Raw genomic sequence first — 22,983 nt, forward strand, 5'->3', positions numbered from 1 at the left:
TGGACTACCAGCCGCGGTTGGCGTAGCGCTCGGTCTCGGGGAGGGTGTCGCAGTTGATGCCGACCATGGCCTCGCCGAGGTTGCGGGACGCGTCCGCGATGATCTTCGGGTCGTCGTAGAAGGTGGTCGCCTTGACGATGGCGGCGGCGCGCTTGGCCGGGTCACCGGACTTGAAGATGCCGGAGCCGACGAAGACGCCCTCGGCGCCGAGCTGCCGCATCAGGGCGGCGTCGGCCGGGGTGGCCACGCCGCCGGCGGAGAAGAGGACCACCGGCAGCTTGCCCAGCTCGGCGACCTCCTTGACCAGCTCGTAGGGGGCGCGCAGGTCCTTGGCGGCGGCGTACAGCTCGTTGTTGTCGAAGCCGCGCAGCCGGGCGATCTCGTTCTTGATCTGGCGCAGGTGGCGGACGGCCTCGACGACGTTGCCGGTGCCGGCCTCGCCCTTGGAGCGGATCATGGCCGCGCCCTCGGCGATGCGGCGCAGGGCCTCGCCCAGGTTGGTGGCACCGCAGACGAAGGGGGTGGTGAAGGCCCACTTGTCGGAGTGGTTGACCTCGTCGGCCGGGGTGAGGACCTCGGACTCGTCGATGTAGTCGACGCCGAGCGACTGGAGGACCTGGGCCTCGACGAAGTGGCCGATGCGGGACTTGGCCATGACCGGGATGGAGACGGCCTCGATGATGCCCTCGATCATGTCCGGGTCGGACATACGGGCCACGCCGCCGTCCTTGCGGATGTCGGCCGGGACCCGCTCAAGTGCCATGACGGCGACGGCGCCCGCGTCCTCGGCGATCTTCGCCTGCTCCGGCGTGACGACGTCCATGATCACGCCGCCCTTGAGCTGCTCGGCCATGCCGCGCTTGACGCGCGCGGTACCGGTCTCGGGAGTCTGGGCGGAATCGGGAAGCGTGGTGGACACGGGTGACCTCACTCGGGTGGAAAGAGGGGGTTGATGCACCCAGAGGAAACGCGAGTGGACCAGTCCACGGCAAGGGCCAATGACAAGCGGGTGGATCCTTTTGCCCGGACGGCCCCTGTACGGCAGGTGCCGGGCGGCGCGGATCGCTAGGCCGCGCGCTCCACCAGCGCCGCCGGGGGCTCGTCGTCCATCTCGAAGGCCAGCGGGAAGGGGGCGTGCCCGGCCAGCCGGAACCAGCGGACCTTGCGGTGCTCGCGCAGTCTGCGGGCCGCGCCCACGGCGTCGTTGTGGAAGCGGCGGGCCATGGGCACCCGGCGCACCGCCTCGGCCAGCTCGCGCGCCGCCTCCTCGCCGCCGGGCACCGCGCGGACCGCCTCCACCTGCTGCGCCTCGCCGAACACCGCCCGCAGCGCCTGGCTCAGCTCGCTCTCGGCGACCTCCCGCTGCTCCTCCTCGGACTGCCGGGCCGCGTGCGCGGCCTCGTACAGCACGATCGAGGCGGCCGGGTCCAGCACCCCGGAGGTGGCCAGTTCCTGCGCCACCGAGGCACGGCGCAGCAGCTGCGCGTCCAGCGCGGCCCGCGCCGCGTCGATCCGGGCGTGCAGCCGGTCCAGCCGGCCCGCCGTCCAGCTCAGATAGAGGCCGACGGCCACGAGCGCGACAAGGATCCAGATGAGCGTTGCGATCACGGGCGGCAAGGCTACCGGTGCGGGGAGGGGGGCCTGCGGCCGGTCGGGGCGGACGGGGGTGTGCCGAGCGGCTCGGGGCCAGTGGGTGCCGGTCCCCGGGGCGGGCAGCGGGGGCGCGGGCGCGCGGCAGCAGGGGCGCCGATCCGCCCCTTGGGGGCGGGGAGTGACACGGCGCCTGGGGCGGGGCGAGGTCTGCGGCTGTCCGGAAGAGGGCGCGGACGCGCGGCAGCGGGGGCGCCGATCCATCCCTGGGGCGACAGCAGGGGCGCCGATCCGTCCCTCGGGCTCGCAGGCCGAGACGGCACCGGGGCGGGGTGGGCGGAGGGGCGTGCGCGACTCTGGCCGCACGCCCGTCAGACCACACGGCCCTCGAACCACACGGCCTGCGAACCGCACGCGCCCGGAACCGCCCGCATCGAACCGCCCGCACGCCCGCCGCACCCCGCAGCCCCACCCGCTCAGTCGCGGACCAGCCCCAGCCGTGCCCGCAGCCCCGTGGCGCGGTCGTCCGTGGCGACCGCCGCCGCGCCGGCGGTGACCGTCTCGTAGACGGAGAGGATGTCCGCGCCGACGGTGGACCAGTCGAAGCGGCGGACGTGGGCGCTGCCGCGCTCGCGGAGTCCGGTGCGGCGGGCCGGGTCGGCGAGGAGGCGTACGGCGGCGTCGGCCAGGGCGTCCGCGTCCTCGTTGGCGAACAGCTCACCGGCCTTGCCCTGGTCGAGGACCTGGGCGAAGGCGTCGAGGTCGGAGGCGAGCACGGGAGCGCCCGCGGACATCGCCTCGACGAGGATGATGCCGAAGCTCTCGCCGCCGGTGTTGGGCGCCACATAGAGGTCGACGCTGCGCAGGAAGCGCGCCTTGTCCTCGTCGCTGACCATGCCGAGGAACTCCACCCGCGCGCGCAGCTCCCGCGGCAGGCTCGCCACGGCCTCCTCCTCGTCGCCGCGGCCCGCGACCAGCAGCCGGGCCTGCGGGTGCGCGGCGAGGATCTTCGGCAGGGCCCGCATCAGCACGGGCAGCCCCTTGCGGGGCTCGTCGATGCGGCCCATGAAGCCGATCGTGCCGCCCTGCCACTCGGGCCGGGGCTCGGCGCGGGCGAAGAAGTCGACATCGACGCCGTTCGGGATGACCACGGCGTCCCCGCCCAGATGCTCGACCAGGGTGCGCCGGGCGTACTCGCTCACCGCGATGCGCGCGCTGATCTTCTCCAGGGCCGCCTGGAGGATGGCGTACGCGGCGACCATCGCCCGGGAGCGCGGGTTGGAGGTGTGGAAGGTGGCCACGATCGGGCCCTGCGCCGCCCAGCAGGTGAGCAGGCCGAGCGACGGCGAGGTCGGCTCGTGGATGTGGATCACGTCGAAGCGGCCCTCGTGCAGCCAGCGCCGTACCCGGGCGGCCGAGAGGAAGCCGAAGTTGAGGCGGGCCACCGACCCGTTGTACGGCACCGGGACCGCGCGGCCGGCCGAGACGACGTAGGGCGGCAGCGGGGTGTCGTCGTCGGCGGGCGCGAGGACGGACACCTCGTGCCCCAGGCGGATGAAGTACTCGGCGAGGTCGCGGATGTGGAACTGCACGCCGCCGGGGACGTCCCAGGAGTACGGGCAGACGATGCCGATCCTCACGCCGCGTCCCCCTCCGCTTCCTGTCCGGCCCGACCGGCCCGCTCGGGGCGGGGTTCGAGGTCCGCGAGCCACAAGCGCTGGAGCATGTGCCAGTCCTCCGGATGGTCGGCGATACCCGAGGCGAAGGCGTCGGCCAGCGCCTGTGTCATGACAGACGTCTTCTCGGGCCGCGTACCTGTCGCCGGTACCTCGATCGGGGGATGGACCCGGCCCCGCATGACGGGCGAGCCGTCGTACCAGAGGGTGACGGGCAGCAGCAGGGCGCCGGTCTGCTGGGCGAGCAGCGCGGGCCCGGCCGGCATCCGGGCCGTCTCGCCGAAGAACTCGACCTCGACGCCGGAGGAGGACAGGTCGCGGTCGGCGACCAGGCAGACCAGGCCGCCGTCGCGCAGCCGCCGGGCCAGGGTGCCGAAGGCCGAGCCGCCGCTGTGCGGCAGCACCTCCATGCCCAGGCCCTCGCGGTAGGCGACGAACCGGTCGTAGAGCGTCTCGGGCTTGAGGCGTTCGGCGACCGTGGTGAACGGCGTCTCCAGCGCGGTGGTGACCCAGGCGCCCGCCAGGTCCCAGTTGGCCAGGTGCGGCAGGGCGAGGACGACGCCCCTGCCGGAGGCGAGGCCGTCGGTCAGGTGGTGCACGTCGTCGGGGGCGAAGCCGCCCCGGACCCGCTCGGCGCTCCAGGCGGGCAGCCGGAAGGACTCCATCCAGTAGCGCAGATAGGAGCGCATGCCCGCGCGGGACAGCTCCGCCAGCCGCTCGGGACTCGCGCCGGGCACCACGCGCGCGTAGTTGCCCTCCAGCCGCAGGACGCCCTTGCCGCGCCGCTTCCAGACGAGGTCGGCGAGGGTGCGGCCGAGCCGGACGGCCACCGGTTCGGGCAGCTTCTTGACGGTGCTCCAGCCCAGGCCGTACAGCGCGTCGGTGAGGCGCTCCCGGGCGCTCACGCCGACGCCCCGCTCCCCTGGTTCTCCTGCCGGGCGGCCTCGGCGTCCGCCTCGGCCGACTCGCGGCGCACGGTGACCACGCGCTGGACGAGCGTGACCAGGCTGCCGGCGGCGACGATCCACAGGGCGACCGGCAGCAGGTACTGGATGCCGGGCACCCCGAACTTGTGCAGGCCCGCGAATCCGGCCGCGACCAGGGAGATCACCAGCCGCTCGGCCCGCTCGACCAGGCCGTTCACGGCGACGGGCAGGCCGATCGCCTCACCGCGCGCCTTGGTGTACGACACCACCTGGCCGCTGGCCAGGCAGAAGATCGACACCGCGCACAGGGTGTTGTCGTGGCCCTGCCCGGCGTACCAGAGGGCGAACCCGCCGAAGATGGCGCCGTCGGCCACCCGGTCCAGGGTGGAGTCCAGGAACGCGCCCCAGCGGCTGGAACGGCCCAGCTGGCGCGCCATGTTGCCGTCGACCAGGTCGGAGAACACGAAGAGCGTGATCACCACCGTGCCCCAGAAGAACTCGCCCCGGGGGTAGAAGACCAGCGCGCCCGCCATCACTCCGGCGGTGCCGAGGAGCGTGACCGTGTCGGGGCTCACACCCCTGCGGATGAGAAACGCGGCGAACGGTGTGAGGACACGCGTGAAGAATGCACGCGCGTACTTGTTCAGCATGGCCTTCCCGAGGGTCGCTGTCGCCGGGCGGCCCCTGCTGGCCACCGGCTGGCCCATCGTAGTCACGCGCGCGCGTGCGCCGCGTCCGGGCACCCTCGGGCCCTTGCGGGGCACGGGCGGGCGGCGGGATCGGGTCCTTCGTATGGACGCGGCATGACGGGAGTGCAAAGCTCGAATGACCGCGGGCGTCGCAGGAGCCGCCGGTGACGCGGTGCCGCGTGTCCGCGCCCACAGGACCTCACCGTGCACGGGAGGGCAGGATCATGGGCGACAAGGCGCACACACATCCCGGAGCCGCCGGCAGGGCGATGGCGGCCGACCACCCCGCGTCCGTGCGGAACGTGGTGCTGGTCGGCCACTCCGGATCGGGCAAGACGACCTTGGTGGAGGCTCTCGCGCTGACGGCGGGGGCGGTGAACAGGGCGGGCCGTGTGGAGGACGGCGGCTGCGTCTCCGACTACGACGAGATCGAGCACCGCCAGCAGCGCTCGGTGCAGCTGTCCCTGGTGCCCGTCGCCTGGGACGGCATCAAGATCAACCTGCTGGACACACCCGGCTACGCGGACTTCGTCGGGGAGCTGCGCGCCGGTCTGCGGGCCGCCGACGCGGCCCTCTTCGTCGTCTCGGCCTCCGACGGCGTGGACGGCTCCACCCGCATGGTGTGGGAGGAGTGCGCCGCCGTCGGCATGCCGCGCGCCATCGTGATCACCCATCTGGAGGCCGCCCGCGCCGACTTCGGGGAGATGACCCGGGTGTGCGCCGAGGCGTTCGGCGCCGACGACCCCGACGCCGTCCTCCCCCTGTATCTGCCGCTGCACGGACCCGAGGGCCCCGACGGACACGCCCCGGTCACCGGCCTGGTCGGCCTGCTGACCCGTAAGCTGTTCGACTACGCGAGCGGGGAGCGCAAGGAGTCCGAACCCGGCACGGACGAACTGCCGCGCATGGACGAGGCCCGCGACCGGCTCATCGAGGGGATCATCGCCGAGAGCGAGGACGAGACCCTCATGGACCGCTACCTCGGCGGCGAACAGGTCGACGTGGAGACCCTGATCAAGGACCTGGAACGGGCCGTCGCACGCGGCGCCTTCTTCCCCGTGCTGGCCGCCGCCCCCGCCGCCGACGGCGCCCGCCAGGGCATCGGGACGGTGGAACTCCTCGACCTGATCGTCCGCGGCTTCCCCACGCCCCTGGAGCACGCGGCGCCCGAGGTGACCACGCCCGACGGCCGCTCGCGCCGCCCGGCTCCGTGCGCCCCGAACGGACCGCTGGTCGCGGAGGTCGTCAAGACGGCCTCCGACCCGTACGTGGGCCGGGTCTCCCTGGTACGCGTCTTCTCCGGCACCCTGCGTCCGGACGAGACCGTGCACGTCTCCGGGCACGGCCTCGCCGACCGGGGCCACGAGGACCATGACGTCGACGAGCGGATCGGCGCCCTGTCCACCCCGTTCGGCAAGCAGCAGCGCCCGGTGACGCACGCCGTCGCCGGAGATCTGGTCTCCGTGGCCAAGCTGAACCGCGCCGAGACCGGCGACACCCTCTCCGCCAAGGACGACCCGCTGCTGATGGCCCCCTGGCAGATGCCCGACCCGCTGCTGCCGCTCGCCATCCAGGCGCACAGCAAGGCCGACGAGGACAAGCTCTCCCAGGGCCTGGCCAGGCTGGTCGCCGAGGATCCCACGATGCGCCTGGAGCAGAACCAGGACACCCACCAGGTGGTCCTGTGGTGCCTGGGCGAGGCGCACGCCGACGTGGCCCTGGAACGGCTGCGCAGCCGCTACGGCGTCCAGGTCGACGTCGTCCCGCACCGGGTCTCCCTGCGGGAGACGTTCGCCGACCGGTCGGCGGGCCGCGGCCGGCACGTCAAGCAGTCCGGCGGCCACGGCCAGTACGCCATCTGCGAGATCGAGGTGGAGCCGCTGCCGGGCGGCTCGGGCATCGAGTTCGTCGACAAGGTCGTCGGCGGCGCGGTGCCGCGGCAGTTCATCCCCTCCGTCGAGAAGGGCGTACGGGCGCAGGCCGCGAAGGGGGTGGCCGCCGGTCATCCGCTGATCGACGTCCGCGTCACGCTGCTGGACGGCAAGGCGCACTCGGTGGACTCCTCCGACGCCGCCTTCCAGACCGCGGGCGCGCTGGCGCTGCGGGAGGCCGCGGCCGAGGCCCGGATCCATCTGCTCGAACCGGTGGCCGAGGTGAGCGTCCTGGTCGGCGACGACTACGTGGGCGCCGTGATGAGCGACCTGTCCGGGCGGCGCGGCCGGGTGCTGGGCACCGAGCAGATCAGCGGCGGCCGGACCCTGGTGCGGGCCGAGGTGCCCGAGATCGAGATCGGCCGGTACGCGATCGACCTGCGGTCCCTGTCGCACGGCACGGCCCGCTTCGAGCGCCGCTACGCCCGGCACGAACCGATGCCGCAGCAGATCGCCGACCGGCTGCGCCAACAGGAGCGCGAAGCCTCCTAGTCGACGCGCCGGGCGCACAACGGAGCGGTCGCGCGGGGCAGTACGGGACACCGCGCTCCGCACAGGTGGACGGCTTCGGCCGTCCACCTGTGCGGAAGGGCGGGTGCCGATACGCTGATGACCTGATCAACAGGTGTGCGAGGCAGGGAAGTCGGGAAGGCCGCAGATGCAGAATCGGCGGCAGTGGGGGCGGCGGTGACGGACGGATTCGATTTCAGTCCAGGGGCTCAGATTCCCCTCTCGGGCGCGGCGGGACAGACAGCGGCCACCTTCGCGCTGGCCGCCGCCGCCTACCGGGACGACGAAGTGGAGAAGATCAAGGAAGCCGACAACGACTGGCACCAGTCCACGGTCAAGCCGCCGCGCCCCTGGGCGAAGATCTTCCGCCCCCGGCTCGGCGAGGCGTTCTCCCGCGCCGTGATCGACCGCATGCTCGGCGCCGGACGCAAGCCGCTCATCCAGTCCTTCGGCATCGAACCCCAGGTCGTCGTGGAGCACTGCCTGGCCGCCCAGCGCATCCGCCGCGAGCGCGACAACTGGCTCTCGGCCGTCACGGTGCTGTGCGGGGTGCTGTTCCTGCCCGGCTTCCTGGTCTGGCTGCTGGTGTTCGTCCTGCGCACCACCATGAGCCGCCGCGAGGACAAGCGGGCCGGGATGCTCGCCACCACCCTGCTGGTCGCCATGGGCGCGCTCGCCGTCCTCTTCCTGGTCAAGATGCCTTTCCACGGCTTCTGGGCCTGGTACGCGCGCGCGGCCGTCGTCATGCCGGTCGCCGGCTGGTTCTGGGCCAAGCGGATCTGTGAGCGCACCGCCCGCGACCTGCGCGAACGCTGGTCCGGGCTGCTCTCGGGCGGCGGCGTCGGCGCCAAGATCCCCGAGGCCGTCCCCGGCAACCCCGGGGACGCGGCCGAGCAGATCCGCAAGGAACTCGCCCGGCTCAGTGCCGAACAGCGCTCCAACTCGGTCTTCTACGCCGGCCCCAAGGGCATACTCGGCATGGGCACCCGCTGGGGCAGCTGGCAGCTCGCCGAGGACCTGGTCTCGGCGGAACCGGGCAAGGAGTTCCACCCGTTCCGCAGCTGGGACGTGATCAACGCCATCCAGGGCGGCCTCGGCATGCTGGAGCGCACCTCCATCAACACCGGCGGCTTCACCAAGCCGACGATCACCCACTGGATCGTCACCCCCATCGGGGAGAACGCCAAGGAGGTCGCCCGGCCCGGCGGCACCGACGTGGACGCGTACACCGTCCGCAGCCACGCCGTGCAGGACATCTGCAACAAGCAGCAGTTCGGCAGCGGCGACCGGCACTACCTCGGCGTCCAGTGGACGCTCTGGGACGGCCATCTGGTGATCACCATGATGATCACCGTGACCGTGCTGCACAACACGCTGCGCATCGAGGTCACCGGCCACGCCCTCGGCCCGGTCAACCCGCTCTTCAACGGCAAGCCCGCGGCCAAGGAGAAGGAGGTGCAGAAGGCCTTCCGGTTCTGGGAGACCCGCAAGGTCAAGCTGCCCCTGATCGACACCGACGAGGTGGTACGGCTCGCCGCCCGCGCCCCGCTGACCTGGTACCCGCCGCTGCTCAACTGGCTCGGCGGCAGCCTCGCCCTGCCCGAGCCGTTCGGACTGCGGCACGCCTGGGCCGACCAGCCCTGGCGCCACCGCTTCATGGCCGACGACGCGCTGCGCGCCGCCACGCCCGTGCTGCGGGTGGTGCACACGGCGGCGCTGAAGGTCCTGCGGGACAACGGCGTGGACGTCGAGAAGTTCGGCAACCGCTCCTCGGTGCTCAGCGGCATGGTCCAGGACGCCTCGCCCAGGAAGGCCGATCTGTACGACGCGTAGCACCCGCGCGCGGCGGGGGCCGGGCCCGGGACTACGCGGGCCAGGCCTCCGCGAGCATCTTGCGGGTGTCGGCGAGCAGTTGGGGCAGCACCCGGGTGTGCCCGACCACCGGCATGAAGTTGGTGTCGCCGCCCCAGCGGGGCACGATGTGCTGGTGCAGATGGGCGGCGATGCCCGCGCCCGCCACCGAGCCCTGGTTCATGCCGATGTTGAACCCGTGCGCTCCGGAGGCCGCGCGCAGGGCCCGCATCGCCTGCTTGGTCAGCTCCCCCAGCTCGGCGGTCTCCGCCGCGGTGAGGTCGGTGTAGTCGGCGACATGGCGGTAGGGCACCGTCATCAGATGGCCGCCGTTGTACGGGTAGAGGTTGAGCACCGCGTACACCTGCTCGCCGCGCCGGACGATCAGACCGTCCTCGTCGGACTTGGCCGGGATCGCGCAGAAGGGGCAGCCGTCCTTGGCGCCTGGACCGGTCGGCTTGTTCTCGCCCTGGATGTAGGCCATCCGGTGGGGCGTCCACAGGCGCTGGAACGCGTCCTGCGTCCCCACTCCGATCTGCTGCTCCGGCTCACTCGTCATGCGTGCAGCATATGGCGTGCCGCCCGGGGACGGAGCAGGCCCCCGGGAAGCCGTGCCTCCCGGGGGCCTGCTCGCGTGGGTCAGACCTGCGTCCGCTCCTCGACCACCTTCGCGATCCTGGCGATGGCCTCGTCGAAGGGGATGCCGTTGTCCTGCGAGCCGTCGCGGTAGCGGAAGGAGACGGCGTTGTTCGCCATGTCCTCGTCGCCCGCGATGACCATGAACGGCACCTTCTGCTTCTGCGCGTTCCTGATCTTCTTCTGCATCCGGTCCGAGGAGGAGTCGACCTCCACCCGCAGGCCCTTCTTCCTGGCCTCGGCGGCGAACGTGTGCAGATAGTCGACGTGCGCGTCGCCGATCGGGATGCCGACCGCCTGGACCGGGGCCAGCCACGCCGGGAAGGCGCCCGCGTAGTGCTCCAGGAGCACCGCGAAGAACCGCTCGATGGAGCCGAACAGCGCGCGGTGGATCATGACCGGGCGCTGCTTGGAGCCGTCCGCGGCGGTGTACTCCAGGTCGAAGCGCTCGGGCAGGTTGAAGTCGAGCTGGACGGTCGACATCTGCCAGGTGCGGCCGATGGCGTCCTTGGCCTGGACGGAGATCTTCGGGCCGTAGAAGGCGGCACCGCCCGGGTCCGGGACCAGCGGAAGGCCCTGCTTCTCGGCGACCTGGCGCAGGGTCTCGGTGGCCTCTTCCCACGCCTCGTCCGAGCCGACGAACTTCTCCGGGTCCTTGGTCGACAGCTCCAGGTAGAAGTCGGTCAGACCGTAGTCGCGCAGCAGGTTCAGCACGAAGGTGAGCGTCTTGTCGAGCTCGTCGGCCATCTGCTCGCGGGTGCAGTAGATGTGCGCGTCGTCCTGGGTGAAGCCGCGGGCGCGGGTCAGACCGTGCACGACGCCCGACTTCTCGTACCGGTACACCGTCCCGAACTCGAAGAGGCGCAGCGGCAGTTCGCGGTAGGACCGGCCGCGCGCGTCGAAGATCAGGTTGTGCATCGGGCAGTTCATGGGCTTGAGGTAGTAGTCCACGCCCTCGTCGAGCTGCATGGGCGGGTACATGCCGTCGGCGTACCAGTCCAGGTGGCCCGAGGTCTCGAAGAGCTTCCCCTTCGTCGCGTGCGGGGTGTAGACGAACTCGTAGCCCTCCTCCTCGTGGCGGCGGCGCGAGTAGTCCTCCATGACCCGGCGGACGATGCCGCCCCTGGGGTGGAAGACGGCGAGGCCGGAGCCGATCTGCTCGGGGATGGAGAAGAGGTCCAGCTCGTTGCCCAGCTTGCGGTGGTCGCGCTTCTCGGCCTCGGCGAGGAACTCCAGGTACTGCTTCAACTCGTCCTTGGACGGCCAGGCGGTGCCGTAGATGCGCTGGAGCATCGGGTTCTTCTCGCTGCCACGCCAGTAGGCGGCGGCGTTGCGCATCAGCTTGAACGCCGGGATGAGCCGGGTGGAGGGCAGGTGGGGACCGCGGCAGAGGTCCTTCCAGCACAGCTCGCCGGTCTTGGCGTCCAGGTTGTCGTAGATCGTCAGCTCGCCGGCGCCGACCTCGACGTCCGCGCCGTCCTCGGAGGAGGCGGAGCCCTTGAGGCCGATCAGCTCCAGCTTGTACGGCTCGCCGGCCAGCTCCTCGCGGGCCTCGGCGTCGGTGACCACCCGGCGGGCGAACCGCTGCCCGCGCTTCTGGATCTCCTGCATCTTCTTCTCGATGGCCTTGAGGTCATCGGGGTGGAAGGGCCGCTCGACGTCGAAGTCATAGTAGAAGCCGTCCTTGACCGGCGGGCCGATGCCCAGCTTGGCCTCGGGGAACAGCTCCTGCACGGCCTGCGCCATGACGTGCGCGGTGGAGTGGCGCAGGATGTTCAGACCGTCCTCGGAGGTGATCTCCACACCCTCGACGGTCTCGCCGTCCGCGACCTCGTACGCCAGGTCCTTCAGCTCGCCGCCCACGCGCGCGGCGACGATCGAGCGCTCGCCGGCGAAGAGGTCGGCGGCCGTGGTGCCCGTCGTCACCGTGCGCTCTTCCCGCTCGGAATCGCGTTGGATGATCACACGGACGTCTGACACCGGTCTCTCCTGACTGAAGGGGGTGCGGCGCCATACCGGGAGCGCGCGCATGACTGGGATGGTACCGAGACGAAGGCACCCTCCGCGAAGCGGTTGTCGTCAGCCCCGCGGTGCGCCGCCCGCCGCGGCCTCCGGTCCGCCGAAGAGATCCGGGTCCACGGGCCCCTCCCCCAGCCATTTCATCAGCCGGTCCCGCTCCTCGTCGTCCACCCGCACGGGGACGACCTCGCAGGCGCCCGTGACCCGGCGGAAGCCGCCGCGGCTCTCCAGCCTGCCGCGCATCCGCACCGGCAGGCCGGCCAGGTGCGCGTGCCCGGCGGTGCGGTAGTCCTCCTCGGCGAGGACGACGCGGACGTAGGGCACCTCGGCGCCCGCGAGGACGCGCAGCCGCGCGGTGCCCTCGCCGTAGGGCCGGGGTCTGCGCAGCCGGACCACCGCGCCGGTGATCCGCACGGGCACGGACGGCTCGGCGCGCAGATAGCGGGCGCCGGCTTCGCGCAGCACGGGCAGGTCGCCGGGTGAGAACTCGACCGGCTCGGTCCCGCAGTGCTCGGGTACGCCCGCGGCGGGTGCCCAGTCGACCGCGATCCGGGCGCTCTCGCTGCCGCGCACCAGCGCGATCAGCGCCTCGGTCAGCTCGCGGCTGGCGCCGGCCCGGACCGCGCCGTCGAAGGCGTCCAGGGCTCCGGTGGCCCGGCGGTGGTCAATGGCCTCGCGGACGGCGTGGACGGCCCGGTGGAGCCGGACGGCGAGCGGCCGGGCGGGGTCGACGGGAACGAGCGCGGTCAGGCCGGTGCCGCCGCTGCCGGAGCCGACCAGGACGTGGTCGAGGCAGGCGGCGGCCGGGCGGCGGTGCCGTGCGCCGTGGTAGCCGGTGCGCGCGCGGGTGGCGAGCGCGGCGGCGAGCAGGGTCTGCCGGGCGGCGGCGCGCAGCCGTTCCGCGGCGGTCCAGGCGGCGGTCCCGGCCGGGCCGCCCGGTTCGTCGCGCCACCAGTGGATCTCGTCGCTTGGCACGGCGAGGGCGGCCAGGACGGCGTACGCGGACGGTGTGCGGGCGCGGACGAGGGCGTCGAGCACCTCGCCGAGCAGGTCGTCGCTGTCGGGGAAGGCGCGGCTGACGGGCACCAGCAGGCTGGTGGCGGCGCCGCCGGGGCCGGGCGGTGTCCAGCGGCCGTAGCGTCCCGTGGCGCCGCCGCGCCGCTGCCAGCCGTGCCGGTGCAGCAGGGCGGCGAGCACGGCGGGGTCGACGTCGGCGGGGTGCGGGACGCCGGCCGGGGGCGCGGTGGCGGGGTGCGGGCGCGCGGGACGCTGCGGCTGGTCAGGGGGACGGTGCGTCATGGTCTGCCTCCGGTCCCGACCCGCGTCATGATCTCGCACAGGGCCCGGTCGTCGAAGATGCGCGAGGTCGGTATCCGTACGGTGGTGCGGTGGCGGCCGGTGATCGGATGGCCGGCGAGGTTGACCCAGTAGCAGCAGTGCCTCAGGTCGAGCCGGTCGTGTCCGGCCCGCAGCCACTGGTCCTGGGAGCGCGGCACGATCATCACGACCAGGATCTTGTGGACCGAGACCGGGGTGCGGGCGAGCTTCGCCAGGTGGGCGTTGTCCAGGGTGAAGGCGAAGGTCGGGCCCGGCGGGTGGGGCGGGAGCTGGTAGGTGCACTTGAGCTGCACCTTGACGGTCACCTCGTCGTCGACGGTGTGTCCGGGGGCGCTGTGGCTGACGTGCCAGTCGATGCCGTTGTCCGGGAAGGGCTGGGACAGGGAGCAGCCGGCCGCGGCGGCGACGGCGTGCAGATAGCCCACCTGCAAGGTCTCCATGCAGGCGGTGGTGGCGAGTGTGCCGCGTCGGGTGCCCGCGCGGCCGGGCAGCAGCCCGCTCCGCTCGGGCTGCGCCGTCACCATGACCGACAGCCTTCCGCACCAGGGGAATCGAGAGAGACGTACCGAACGGGGTGTGGGTGGAACGGGGGTGACACGGAGGCCGGCGACGGGCGGGCCGGGCGCGTGCCGGGGCCGCCGCCGGGGGCGCGTGCCCCGGTCCGCGGAGCGGGTCCGTGAACTGCAAAGACCCGTACTGCTGTTGTCTCCTTCCGGCGTACGCCGCAAACGGCCCGGGTATCACCGGTTCGGGTGGCGGACGGCACGTCAGCCGCCTTGGGTGAGCGAGGAGTTGTGGTCGACATGACGTGCTGCTGGTACGAGGGGCCGCTGGCCGCCTTCGACACGGAGACCACGGGCGTCGACGTCGAGACCGACCGCATCGTGTCGGCCGCCGTCGTCGTCCAGGACGCGCCGGGCGCGCGGCCCAGGACGGTGCGCTGGCTGGTGAATCCGGGGGTGCCGGTGCCCGAGGCGGCGACGGCGGTGCACGGCCTGACGGAGGAGCATCTGCACCGCAACGGGCGCTGGCCCGCGCCGGTGATGTACGAGATAGCCGAGGAGCTGGCGGAACAGGCCGCGCTGGGCCGCCCGCTCGTGGTGATGAACGCGCCGTTCGATCTGACGCTGCTGGACCGGGAGTTGCGGCGGCACCGGGCGTCCTCGCTGGGCCGCTGGCTGGAGTCGTCGCCGCTGAGCGTGCTGGATCCGCGGGTGCTGGACAAGCATCTGGACCGCTACCGCAAGGGGCGGCGCACGCTCACCGATCTGTGCGCGCACTACGAGGTGACGCTGGCGGAGGCGCATGACGCGGCGGCGGACGCGCTGGCCGCGCTGGAGGTGGTCCGGGCGCTCGGCCGCCGGTTCGCGGCCCGGCTGGAGCGGCTGTCCCCCGCCGAGCTGCACGCGTTGCAGACGGGCTGGCACGCGGCGCAGGCGCGGGGCCTGCAGGCGTGGTTCGCGCGCACCGGCACCATGGAGACCGTGGATCCGGCCTGGCCACTGCGCCCGGAGCTGCCGGCGGCGGCTTGAGGCGGTACGGGTCCGCGGCGCCGGGGCGGGGCGGCGGGCGGTGACATGAAGAAGGCCGGTCCGCTGCTGCGGGCCGGCCCTTGGTCCGGAGCGTCACCAGGAACGGACTCGGCCGATCAGACGACGGCGCATCGGTTGAAATCCGGCTGGGTTTCCCGAAGCCACGCCGTGGGCCAGGCGGCACGTCCGCGATGTCCTCAGCGCCTGGCAGGTCGCCGACGAGCGGATCGACACGACCGAGCTGGCCGTCTGCGAGTTGGTGTCCAACGCCGTGCGGCATGTCGCGCCCGATGTACCGGACGCTCACGTCACGCTGACCCTTCGCCACGACGCAGCAGGGCTCGTCGCGGAAGTGGCCGACCCCAGCAACCGCCCGCCCGTTCCCGACACGACGAAGTCCGAGGACGCTGAGAGCGGCCGAGGGCTGTTCATCGTGGGCGAGATCTCCAAGGAGTGGGACCACTGCCTGCTGCCCACCGGCGGCGAAGTCGTGTGGTGCGCGATCTCACTGGTGTGACACCACCGCTGCGGACGCCGGCCGCGCCCGCGTCGGCCGGCGAGCGCACAGCGACCTACACCGAACAGGGGCCGCCCTGGCGGGCGGCCCCTGGAAGGTACCGGGCTCCAATGAACTTCTTCTGGTGGGCGATACTGGGTTCGAACCAGTGACCTCTTCGGTGTGAACGAAGCGCTCTCCCACTGAGCTAATCGCCCGGGAACGCACTGAACCATACAGGTCCGGGGGGCCTTCGTTCAAACCGTCGCCAGATGCGCGGCCAGCCCCCGCCGTCCGGCGCTCATCATCAGCCGGTGGTTGAGCCGGAAGACGGGGCGGCCGGGCACCGCGAGGCGTCTGAGCAGCGGCTTGTGCACGTCGACGACCTGGTCGTAGCGGGCCAGGGTGCCGGTGCCGTGGGCGGTGAGGGTCCAGCGCGCCCAGCCGTCGATGTCCCCGGTCATCGCCACCTCCAGGATCCCGGCGGCCGGGTCGCGGCGCGCCTCGCGGGCGGTGAACGTCATGTCGTACGGCAGCAGGGAGCGGATCCGGACGACGCCTGCGGTGGCGCCGGTCCGGCGGACCTCGCGCACCTGCGGCCACCACCGCGGGTAGTCCTCGACCCGTTCCAGGGCCGCGTACACGGCGGCGGGCGGGGCGGGCACGGGCCACCGGCTGAGGAAGCGGTAGTGGGTCCAGTCCATGGTCCTCAGTCTGCCCGGTGCGCCGCTGCCCGCGGGCCGCTTTTCCGGTGCCGGGCCGGGTCCGGAGGACGGGCGCCGAAGCCTCTTGTGCCCTGCGTCCGAAGGAATATGACGGGGTATTGGAAATCGTCGGGAGATTTTCATCGCGAGTCCGCTCGCGGAACTCCCGGTGGAAAGAGACACGGTGGTGGGACGCGGCGGTGAAAGCGGGACGGGAAAGTCCGCCTTCATGGATCGGCGTCCACCGGTGCGCATACACCGACGGCCCGTCCTGTGTTCAGGGACGGGCCGTGGGACCGGGGTGGGCGATACTGGGTTCGAACCAGTGACCTCTTCGGTGTGAACGAAGCGCTCTTCCACTGAGCTAATCGCCCCGGGTGCAGGAAGAACATTACCGCATGTCAGCCGGTGCCCCGGACCAGGGTCCGGGAGGGGGCCGCAGGGGGCCGGGAGGTCTCGCGGGCCGGTCACCGGCGGCCGGTCCGGCTCACTGGTGCTTGATGCTCCAGGGCATGACCAGGCCGAACTTCCACAGGTAGATCCCGCCGAGCACCGCGATGATCACGAGTCCGGCCACGGTCAAAGCGATGTTGCGGCGGCGCACCCTGGGGTCGAGGGCCCGCTGGGCCGCCTCGGTGACCTTGCGTTTGGTCCAGCGCAGCACGAGCTGGGCCCAGACGAACTCGGTCGCCCAGATCGCCATGCCGCCGAAGATGACCACCCAGCCCGGTCCGGGCAGCGGGAGCAGGATGACGCCGGTGACGACGACCGCGAGGCCGACGACGAAGACGCCGACCTGCCAGCTGACGTGGAGCACGCGCCGGGACCGGACGAACTCGGGCGCGCGGGACCCGAGGCCCCGGCGGTCCGGCGCCCCGTCCGCCCCGGCCCTGCCGTGGGGGTCGCGGGGTACTTCGGGCTTCCCCTCCATCGTCGCTCCGTCCGGCGTCGCGGCAACCTGGGCCGGCTCGTCACTCCCCGTATTCATATGTCCGAACCTACCGGAGAGAATCCGGTCACCGGAATGGCCGTACCGCCCGAACGGGTTCTCGGCCGGAAGAGTTACGTAAAGCCAGGCAAAACACTCAGAGGGGTTTACAACGGCACCGTAGGTGGCATGTCGATTTCGCCGACGTGCGAATCCCCGAGCGCACACTGAGCGAAAGGCCCTGGCGCTTATGAACACCACGGTCAGCTGCGAGCTGCACCTGCGCCTCGTTGTGTCGAGCGAGTCCTCCCTGCCTGTCCCCGCAGGCCTGCGGTACGACACGGCCGACCCCTACGCCGTGCACGCCACCTTCCACACCGGAGCCGAGGAGACCGTCGAGTGGGTGTTCGCCCGCGACCTCCTCGCCGAGGGGCTTCACCGTCCCACGGGCACCGGCGACGTCCGAGTCTGGCCGTCGCGCAGTCATGGTCAGGGCGTCGTGTGCATCGCCCTGAGCTCTCCGGAGGGCGAGGCACTGCTCGAGGCCCCGGCGCGGGCCCTGGAGTCCTTCCTGAAGCGGACGGACGCGGCCGTGCCCCCGGGCACGGAACACCGGCACTTCGATCTCGATCAGGAGCTGTCGCACATCCTCGCGGAGAGTTAGCGGTAGCCGCCGAGGCCCTTCGAGCTGCCCGTTGCCGTCCACTCGGGGAGACGGCTCGGGCCAGGACGACCGCGCACAGGGCGCACCGGCGCCGGTTCCCCTCGGGGGCCGCCGCCGGTGCGCCCGCGCGCGTCCGGGGGCGGCGGGGGCCCGCCTGGGCGCACCGTGGCGCGCCTGTGCGCTGCTCGGGTGACGGCGGGGCCGCTACCATCGGCCTGCATCGGCGGGCGTGTGCCCGATCCCCAGGCCAGGGAGCGAAACGTGCTGATCACCCACGACACCCGGTGCGCGCTCGACACCGTGGTGGATCTGGTGAACACCGCACCGGAGGACGACTCGGCGCCGGACGGGCTGGCGGATCTCGCCGCGCTGACGGATTTCGTACGCCGGCACGACATGAGCGATGTCGGGGTCCTCTCGGAGTTCGATCTCTCGGCGGTGCGCCGCATCCGCGGGCGGTTCGCGGGGATCTTCTCCGCCCCGGACTCCCGTACGGCCGCCGGGATGATCAACGAGCTGGTGGCGGCGGCGGGCACCACGCCCCGGCTGACGGACCACGACGGCTACGACTGGCATGTGCACTACTTCGCCCCCGGTGCGTCGGTCGCCGATCACCTGGCGGCGGACTGCGGGATGGCGCTGGCGTTCTTCGTGGTGGCCGGGGAGCAGGAGCGGCTGCGCCGGTGCGAGGCGCCCGACTGCCGGCGGGCCTTCGTCGACCTGTCCCGCAACCGCTCGCGGCGCTACTGCGACAGCCGCACCTGCGGCAACCGGCTGCATGTGGCCGCGTACCGCGCGCGGCGCAAGGAGGCGGCGGGCTGAGCCCGGGACCGCTCCGGTGGGTCGTGGCCCCCGGCGGGTGACGCCGAGGAACCACGGTACGGCTCACAGCAGCAGCAGGTCGTGCAACGCAGCCATGAGCAGCAGACACCCGATCACCGCAAGGAAGATCATCAGCGGTGGCTGGGATAGGGCGAAGAGGCAGCCGCGCGGCTTGTCCTTCTGCGGCGCGGCCTCGCTCTGGGTCGTGTCCACCATCTCGCGGTGATGATGACCCAGCCAGGACCCGCGGCGCGATCAACACGCACCGAATGTCCGGGTCGTCGCGGATTCCGTGATCTTCGCTCCGGATCGGGTCAGAGCTTGATCGTTTCCAGGACCGGCGTCGGTCGGATGTCAGATCCCGTGCTTCTTGAGGATGGCCTCGATGTCGCTGAAGTCGTCGCCGCCGCGCGCGGAGGCCGGGCGGGAGCTCTGGGCGCCGGACGGGCGGTCGGCGGGCTTGCGGGCGCCGCCGAGGGAGGGCGCGGAGGCCGCCGGGGCCACCGCTTCCGGTGCGGCGGCGCGGGCCGCCGCTCTGCGCTCCTTGCGGGTGCCGCCCCGGCGGCGCTCGACGGCGCGGGTCGTCGCGAAGAGCACCCAGGCGCAGCCGAGCAGGGCGAATCCGGCCCAGGCGGTGGGACTGAAGGCGGTGCGGGCCAGCCAGCCGACGGCCCCGGTCATCACCAGCCCCACCGGGACGAGCGAGTAGGCGGCGACCCGGGCGGCCGCGAGGAACCGCTTGCGGTAGGCGGTGACCGCGGCGATGCCCAGCCCGGCCGCGGAGACGGCGCAACAGACGGTCTCGGCAATCATCCGGTCCTCCAGGCGGTGCTCTGCGGTCGGGGCGGCCGGGCAGCCGGTCCGGGCCCTTCGTCCCTTCCATCCTGCACCTCCCACCGGGCCGCGGGCCACGTCCGGGACCGACATCAGGGAGATCTCCGGGTCGCCTCCTCCGCAGGTGCCGGTCACGGGCGGCGCCCGGCGGGGCGTGGGCCGAGGGCCGGGCGGGGGCGCCGGTCGCGGCGGGCGGGGATTGGGTGCCGCGCCGCGGGCCTGGAAGACTGGTGGCATGAGCGACACCTCCCCCGCATCCACGGCCCCGGTCCTCGACGTCTGGTGCGAGCTCCAGTGCCCGGACTGCCGTACGGCGCTGGACGACCTGCGTGCCCTGCGCGCCCGCTACGGCGACCGGCTGGAGCTGCGGCTGCGGCACTTCCCGCTGGACAAGCACCGGCACGCCTTCGCCGCCGCGCAGGCCGCCGAGGAGGCCGCCGAGCAGGGGCGGCTGTGGCCGTACGTGGAGGCGGTGCTCGCCCGGGTGGCGGAGCTGGACCGCCGGGGCGAGCCGCTGCTGGTCGAGGTGGCCCGTGAACTGGGCCTGGACGCCGAGGAGTTCGACACCGCGCTGATCGACGGCCGGCACATCCTGGTGGTGGACGCCGACCAGGCCGAGGGCAAGGCGATCGGGGTGACGGGCACACCGACGTATGTGGTCGGCGGCGAGCGCCTGGACGGCGGCACCAGCCAGGAGGGGCTGCGCGAGCGCGTCGAGGAGATCGTCGACCGGCTGCTGGCGCAGCAGGGCCGGGGCGGCCAGGACACGGCCTGACCGCTCCCCCGCGGCCGTGGGGTCAGGGCAGTTCCTTGTAGAGGGAGTGCAGGGTCGTGCGGTAGCCGAGGGAGTCGTAGAGGCGCTCGGCCGGGGTGTTGCCGGCGAAGACGTTGAGGCCGAGGACGGGCCGGCCCGCGGCGATGGCCTGGGCCTCGGCGAGCAGCATCAGGGAGCGGCCGTGGCCCCGGCCGCGGAAGCGCGCGTCGGCCTCGACGTCGTAGACGAACGCCCTGTCCTCGTCGAGGGCGACCCACAGGGTGCCGACCGGGGTGCCCTCGTGTTCCAGGACGCTGATCAGCATGTCCGGTGTGGCCGGGCCCTGGGGCAGCAGCCGGGCGTGGTCGGCCTCCGACTTGGCGTGCGCCTCGTCGGCCGGTACGCCGCGGTCGATCCAGCTCTGCGCGTAGACGGCCTTGCCGTGCTCCAGCCACGGGCCGTACTCGGCGTCGGTGAGCGGCCGGCCGCGGGTGCCCGCGGGCAGTTCGGGCGCGGTGGCGCCGAGTCGCTTCTCCATGCCGCGGTTGCGCGGGACGTAGCCGAGCGCGGCGACGAGCCGCAGGGCGGCCTCCTCGGCGGCGGGCACGGTGATCTCGACGCGCCGGCACCCCCAGTCGCGCGCGACCTCCTCGGCGGCCAGCGCGGCCACCGTGCCGCGGCCCCGGCCCCGGTCGGGCTCGTCGATGCGCAGGTCGAGGATCCGGGCGACGGCGGGCCCGAAGACCGGGTGGGTGGCCAGATGGAGCACGCCGACGGGGCGGCTGTTCACGCAGACCTGGTAGCGGCGCGAGCGGGTTCCGTCGGGGTGCTGCTGGAGCGGCTCGGTGGGCCGCAGGGTGGTGGTCATCAGGGGATTTCTACCCGCCCCGGCGGCCCGCGTCAGCTCTTTTTCCGCGACGTGCGCGACGTCCCGCGACCGCCGCGCGGTCACGGGTCGAGGTCGTCCCCGGACCGCTCGTCGAAGATCCGCATGGCCTTGGCGGTCACCGGGCCCGCCGTGCCGGGCAGCTCGCGGCCGTCGACGCGGTGGACGGCCTGCACGTCGCGCAGGGTGGAGGTGAGGAAGACCTCCTCGGCGCGGTCCAGGACGTCGAGCGGCAGGTCGCTCTCGCGGGCTCCGGTCCAGTCGAGGACCAGCGCGCGGGTGACACCGGCGAGGCAGCCGGAGGCGAGCGGCGGGGTGTGGATCTCGCCGCCGAGGACGACGAAGACGTTGGACCCGGTGCCCTCGCAGAGCTGTCCGACGGTGTTGCCGAACAGGGCCTCGGAGGCGTCCTGGGCGCGGGCACGGGCGAGGGCGACGACGTTCTCCGCGTAGGAGGTGGTCTTCAGACCGGTGAGGGCGCCGCGTTCGTTGCGGGTGAAGGGGACGGTGACGGCGGCGGTGGAGTCGGGGCGGCGGGCGGCCTCCCCGAGGGCGACGACGAGGGTGGGCGGGTGCTCGCCCCGGTCGGAGCCGAGGGGGCCGTGGCCGCCGGTGTAGGTGATGCGCAGCCGGCCGAGCGGCACGGAGTGGGCGCCGAGGACGGCGGCGCAGGCGCGGCGGACCTCGTCGAGGTCGGGGGCGGGCAGGCCGAGGCCGCGGGCCGAGCGGGTCAGCCGGTCCAGGTGGCGGGTGAGCGCGAACGGCTTCCCCTCGGTGGCCTTGACCGTCTCGAAGACGCCGTCGCCCACGGTCAGCCCGTGGTCCAGGGCGGAGACGCGCGCGGACTCCAGGTCCCGCAGTGCGCCGTCGAGCCATACCTTCACAGTGCCGTGTCCTCTCCGCCGTGCTCGTAGGTGCCCGACGCTACCGCGAGCAGCCGGGCCGCCTTCAGTTCGGTCTCCCGCCACTCCCCCTCGGGGTCGGAGTCCCAGGTGATGCCGGCGCCCGCGCCGAAGCGCAGCACGGCGCCCGTTCCGGCGCCGCCGGGCCGGTCGATCCAGAAGGTGCGGATGCCGACGGCCAGTTCACCGGTGCCCCGGTCGGCGTCGACCCAGCCGATGCCGCCGCAGTACGGTCCGCGGGGCGCGGTCTCCAGGGCGTCGATGATCCGCAGGGCGCTCGACTTGGGGGCGCCGGTGATCGAACCGGCAGGGAAGGCGGCGGCGAGCAGTTCGGGCCAGCCGGTGCCGGGGCGCAGGTCGCCGCGGACGGTGGAGACGAGGTGGACCAGGCCGGGGTGCTTCTCGACGGCGCACAGGTCGGGGACGGTGACGCTGCCGGTGGCGCAGACCCGGCCGAGGTCGTTGCGGACCAGGTCCACGATCATCACGTTCTCGGCGTGGTCCTTGTCGAGGAGTTCGTCCTCGGTGCGGGCGGTGCCCTTGATCGGGCCCGACTCCGCGGTGCGGCCCGCGCGGCGCAGGAACAGCTCCGGGGAGGCGGTGGCGATCTCCACGCCGTGCTCCGGCAAGCGAATCGTTCCGGCGTACGGGGCCGGGTTGCCGCGGGCCAGGACGGCGGTGAGCGCGTCCACGTCGGCGTCGGGGCGGACCGGCGCGGAGAGCACCCGGCAGAGGTTGACCTGGTAGACCTCGCCGGCCGCGATGTGCTCGCGCACCCGGCGCACGCCCGCGGTGTACGCGCGGCGGTCGAGCGAGGAGGTCCAGTCGGCGGCGGCCGGTCCGCGCCAGGCGCCGGGCACCGGGGCGGGCACGGGCGCGTGCCGTACGTCGCGGAAGCGGGCGCAGGTCAGACGGCCCTCGTAGTCGGCGGCGACCGCCCAGAAACCGGTGGAGTCCAGGGCCGCCGGGTCGTCGGTGACATCGGTCAGGCCGGTCGCGAGGCGGTCGCCGAAGCGCGCCAGAGGAGGCAGGTCGAGCACGGCACCGAGTCTAGGACCGGTGTCCACCGGGTGGCCCGTGTGTGTCCTGCGGGGGGCCTGACCAGGTCCTCGGCGGGACGCACCGCAGCACGCTGCGCAAACGCGTTTTTGTACTGGCCCGGGAATCCGCTAGAGTTCAACACGTCGCCGGGACGCGCAAGCGGACCGCACCGACAGGCGGACGTAGCTCAGTTGGTAGAGCGCAACCTTGCCAAGGTTGAGGTCGCGAGTTCGAGCCTCGTCGTCCGCTCGCAG

The 22,983-nt window shown here is 72.9% G+C and carries 22 protein-coding genes, 3 tRNA genes and 1 pseudogene; 8 read left to right on the plus strand and 18 right to left on the minus strand.

The features are described 5' to 3' along the window. Positions 1 to 4: 4 nt before the first annotated feature. From pdxS to pgsA, 5 genes are all read right to left on the minus strand, one after another. The gene (gene pdxS / locus R4Z62_RS05345; RefSeq protein WP_018570236.1) at positions 5 to 919 is read right to left on the minus strand and encodes a pyridoxal 5'-phosphate synthase lyase subunit PdxS; all 915 of its coding nucleotides are present in this window, start codon (positions 917 to 919) and stop codon (positions 5 to 7) included. 146 nt (positions 920 to 1,065) lie between these two features. Continuing rightward, a complete protein-coding gene (locus R4Z62_RS05350) occupies positions 1,066 to 1,608 on the minus strand; it encodes a LemA family protein (RefSeq protein ID WP_064531690.1) in 543 nt (180 codons plus the stop codon). 458 nt (positions 1,609 to 2,066) lie between these two features. Beyond that, the gene (locus R4Z62_RS05355; RefSeq protein ID WP_382851332.1) at positions 2,067 to 3,230 is read right to left on the minus strand and encodes a glycosyltransferase family 4 protein; all 1,164 of its coding nucleotides are present in this window, start codon (positions 3,228 to 3,230) and stop codon (positions 2,067 to 2,069) included. Continuing rightward, positions 3,227 to 4,171, minus strand: a complete 945-nt coding sequence (locus tag R4Z62_RS05360) for a phosphatidylinositol mannoside acyltransferase (RefSeq protein WP_382851334.1) — start codon at positions 4,169 to 4,171, stop codon at positions 3,227 to 3,229. Before R4Z62_RS05360 ends, R4Z62_RS05355 begins: the two co-directional genes overlap by 4 nt. Continuing rightward, the gene (gene pgsA, locus R4Z62_RS05365; protein ID WP_064531696.1) at positions 4,168 to 4,899 is read right to left on the minus strand and encodes a phosphatidylinositol phosphate synthase; all 732 of its coding nucleotides are present in this window, start codon (positions 4,897 to 4,899) and stop codon (positions 4,168 to 4,170) included. The genes R4Z62_RS05360 and pgsA overlap by 4 nt, the downstream gene beginning before the upstream one ends. A gap of 206 nt (positions 4,900 to 5,105) precedes the next feature. On the opposite strand from pgsA, the gene R4Z62_RS05370 reads away from it, so the two are divergent. Together R4Z62_RS05370 and R4Z62_RS05375 are read left to right on the plus strand one after the other, a co-directional pair. After that, positions 5,106 to 7,304, plus strand: coding sequence for an elongation factor G-like protein EF-G2 (locus tag R4Z62_RS05370; protein ID WP_491519242.1), 2,199 nt, complete (start codon positions 5,106 to 5,108; stop codon positions 7,302 to 7,304). Positions 7,305 to 7,499: 195 nt separating this feature from the next. Further along, positions 7,500 to 9,155 (plus strand): AbeC-like domain-containing protein, encoded by a 1,656-nt coding sequence (locus R4Z62_RS05375; RefSeq protein ID WP_064537260.1) that lies wholly within the window; start codon positions 7,500 to 7,502, stop codon positions 9,153 to 9,155. A gap of 31 nt (positions 9,156 to 9,186) precedes the next feature. Here R4Z62_RS05375 and R4Z62_RS05380 read toward each other — a convergent pair whose 3' ends face one another. From R4Z62_RS05380 to R4Z62_RS05395, 4 genes are all read right to left on the minus strand, one after another. After that, positions 9,187 to 9,732: an HIT family protein gene (locus tag R4Z62_RS05380; protein WP_064531700.1), complete on the minus strand. Its 546-nt coding sequence runs from the start codon at positions 9,730 to 9,732 to the stop codon at positions 9,187 to 9,189. Between the two features lie 80 nt (positions 9,733 to 9,812). Next, on the minus strand, positions 9,813 to 11,789 hold the full coding sequence (thrS, locus tag R4Z62_RS05385; protein WP_064531702.1) for a threonine--tRNA ligase: 1,977 nt from the start codon (positions 11,787 to 11,789) through the stop codon (positions 9,813 to 9,815). A gap of 99 nt (positions 11,790 to 11,888) precedes the next feature. Then, positions 11,889 to 13,127 (minus strand): hypothetical protein, encoded by a 1,239-nt coding sequence (locus R4Z62_RS05390; protein ID WP_355478654.1) that lies wholly within the window; start codon positions 13,125 to 13,127, stop codon positions 11,889 to 11,891. After that, on the minus strand, positions 13,124 to 13,690 hold the full coding sequence (locus tag R4Z62_RS05395; protein WP_355478652.1) for a DUF4365 domain-containing protein: 567 nt from the start codon (positions 13,688 to 13,690) through the stop codon (positions 13,124 to 13,126). The genes R4Z62_RS05390 and R4Z62_RS05395 overlap by 4 nt, the downstream gene beginning before the upstream one ends. 279 nt (positions 13,691 to 13,969) lie before the next feature. On the opposite strand from R4Z62_RS05395, the gene R4Z62_RS05400 reads away from it, so the two are divergent. Both R4Z62_RS05400 and R4Z62_RS05405 read left to right on the plus strand, forming a co-directional pair. Then, a complete protein-coding gene (locus R4Z62_RS05400; protein WP_355478711.1) occupies positions 13,970 to 14,698 on the plus strand; it encodes a 3'-5' exonuclease in 729 nt (242 codons plus the stop codon). 166 nt (positions 14,699 to 14,864) lie between these two features. Next, a pseudogene (locus R4Z62_RS05405) lies at positions 14,865 to 15,215 on the plus strand (ATP-binding protein); the annotation flags it as partial. Positions 15,216 to 15,337: 122 nt separating this feature from the next. Here the strand turns inward: R4Z62_RS05405 and R4Z62_RS05410 are convergent. From R4Z62_RS05410 to R4Z62_RS05425, 4 genes are all read right to left on the minus strand, one after another. Next, positions 15,338 to 15,412 (minus strand) — tRNA-Val (locus R4Z62_RS05410). 39 nt (positions 15,413 to 15,451) lie between these two features. After that, positions 15,452 to 15,898, minus strand: coding sequence for an SRPBCC family protein (locus R4Z62_RS05415; RefSeq protein WP_064531708.1), 447 nt, complete (start codon positions 15,896 to 15,898; stop codon positions 15,452 to 15,454). 302 nt (positions 15,899 to 16,200) lie between these two features. Next, positions 16,201 to 16,272: transfer RNA gene (locus tag R4Z62_RS05420), tRNA-Val, on the minus strand. Positions 16,273 to 16,385: 113 nt separating this feature from the next. Next, complete coding sequence (locus tag R4Z62_RS05425) at positions 16,386 to 16,886, minus strand: TIGR02611 family protein (RefSeq protein ID WP_491519243.1); 501 nt, start codon at positions 16,884 to 16,886, stop codon at positions 16,386 to 16,388. A gap of 190 nt (positions 16,887 to 17,076) precedes the next feature. Between R4Z62_RS05425 and R4Z62_RS05430 the strand changes: the two genes are divergently transcribed. Continuing rightward, entirely contained in the window at positions 17,077 to 17,490 is a 414-nt protein-coding gene (locus R4Z62_RS05430) for an SsgA family sporulation/cell division regulator (protein WP_004002642.1), read from the plus strand. A gap of 261 nt (positions 17,491 to 17,751) precedes the next feature. Next, positions 17,752 to 18,312 carry a CGNR zinc finger domain-containing protein gene (locus tag R4Z62_RS05435; protein WP_064531712.1) on the plus strand — a complete coding sequence of 187 codons (561 nt, stop codon included), beginning with the start codon at positions 17,752 to 17,754 and terminating at the stop codon, positions 18,310 to 18,312. Positions 18,313 to 18,375: 63 nt separating this feature from the next. On the opposite strand, the gene R4Z62_RS05440 is transcribed toward R4Z62_RS05435, so the two are convergent. Continuing rightward, positions 18,376 to 18,528 carry a hypothetical protein gene (locus tag R4Z62_RS05440; RefSeq protein WP_018570251.1) on the minus strand — a complete coding sequence of 51 codons (153 nt, stop codon included), beginning with the start codon at positions 18,526 to 18,528 and terminating at the stop codon, positions 18,376 to 18,378. Positions 18,529 to 18,666: 138 nt separating this feature from the next. Continuing rightward, positions 18,667 to 19,125 (minus strand): hypothetical protein, encoded by a 459-nt coding sequence (locus R4Z62_RS05445; protein ID WP_491519244.1) that lies wholly within the window; start codon positions 19,123 to 19,125, stop codon positions 18,667 to 18,669. A gap of 256 nt (positions 19,126 to 19,381) precedes the next feature. Here R4Z62_RS05445 and R4Z62_RS05450 point away from each other — a divergent pair, with 256 nt between their 5' ends. After that, positions 19,382 to 19,921 (plus strand): DsbA family protein, encoded by a 540-nt coding sequence (locus tag R4Z62_RS05450; protein WP_491519245.1) that lies wholly within the window; start codon positions 19,382 to 19,384, stop codon positions 19,919 to 19,921. Positions 19,922 to 19,943: 22 nt separating this feature from the next. Here R4Z62_RS05450 and R4Z62_RS05455 read toward each other — a convergent pair whose 3' ends face one another. The 3 genes from R4Z62_RS05455 to R4Z62_RS05465 form a co-directional block, all read right to left on the minus strand. After that, positions 19,944 to 20,768, minus strand: a complete 825-nt coding sequence (locus R4Z62_RS05455) for a GNAT family N-acetyltransferase (RefSeq protein WP_382851038.1) — start codon at positions 20,766 to 20,768, stop codon at positions 19,944 to 19,946. An 80-nt stretch (positions 20,769 to 20,848) separates the two neighbouring features. Continuing rightward, positions 20,849 to 21,670 carry an aminotransferase class IV gene (locus R4Z62_RS05460; RefSeq protein WP_355478644.1) on the minus strand — a complete coding sequence of 274 codons (822 nt, stop codon included), beginning with the start codon at positions 21,668 to 21,670 and terminating at the stop codon, positions 20,849 to 20,851. After that, positions 21,667 to 22,728, minus strand: a complete 1,062-nt coding sequence (locus R4Z62_RS05465; RefSeq protein WP_355478642.1) for a chorismate-binding protein — start codon at positions 22,726 to 22,728, stop codon at positions 21,667 to 21,669. The genes R4Z62_RS05460 and R4Z62_RS05465 overlap by 4 nt, the downstream gene beginning before the upstream one ends. Before the next feature lie 177 nt (positions 22,729 to 22,905). On the opposite strand from R4Z62_RS05465, the gene R4Z62_RS05470 reads away from it, so the two are divergent. Further along, a tRNA-Gly gene (locus tag R4Z62_RS05470) sits at positions 22,906 to 22,978 on the plus strand. Positions 22,979 to 22,983: the final 5 nt, after the last annotated feature.

Source organism: Streptomyces sp. PL-25, from assembly GCF_058344915.1.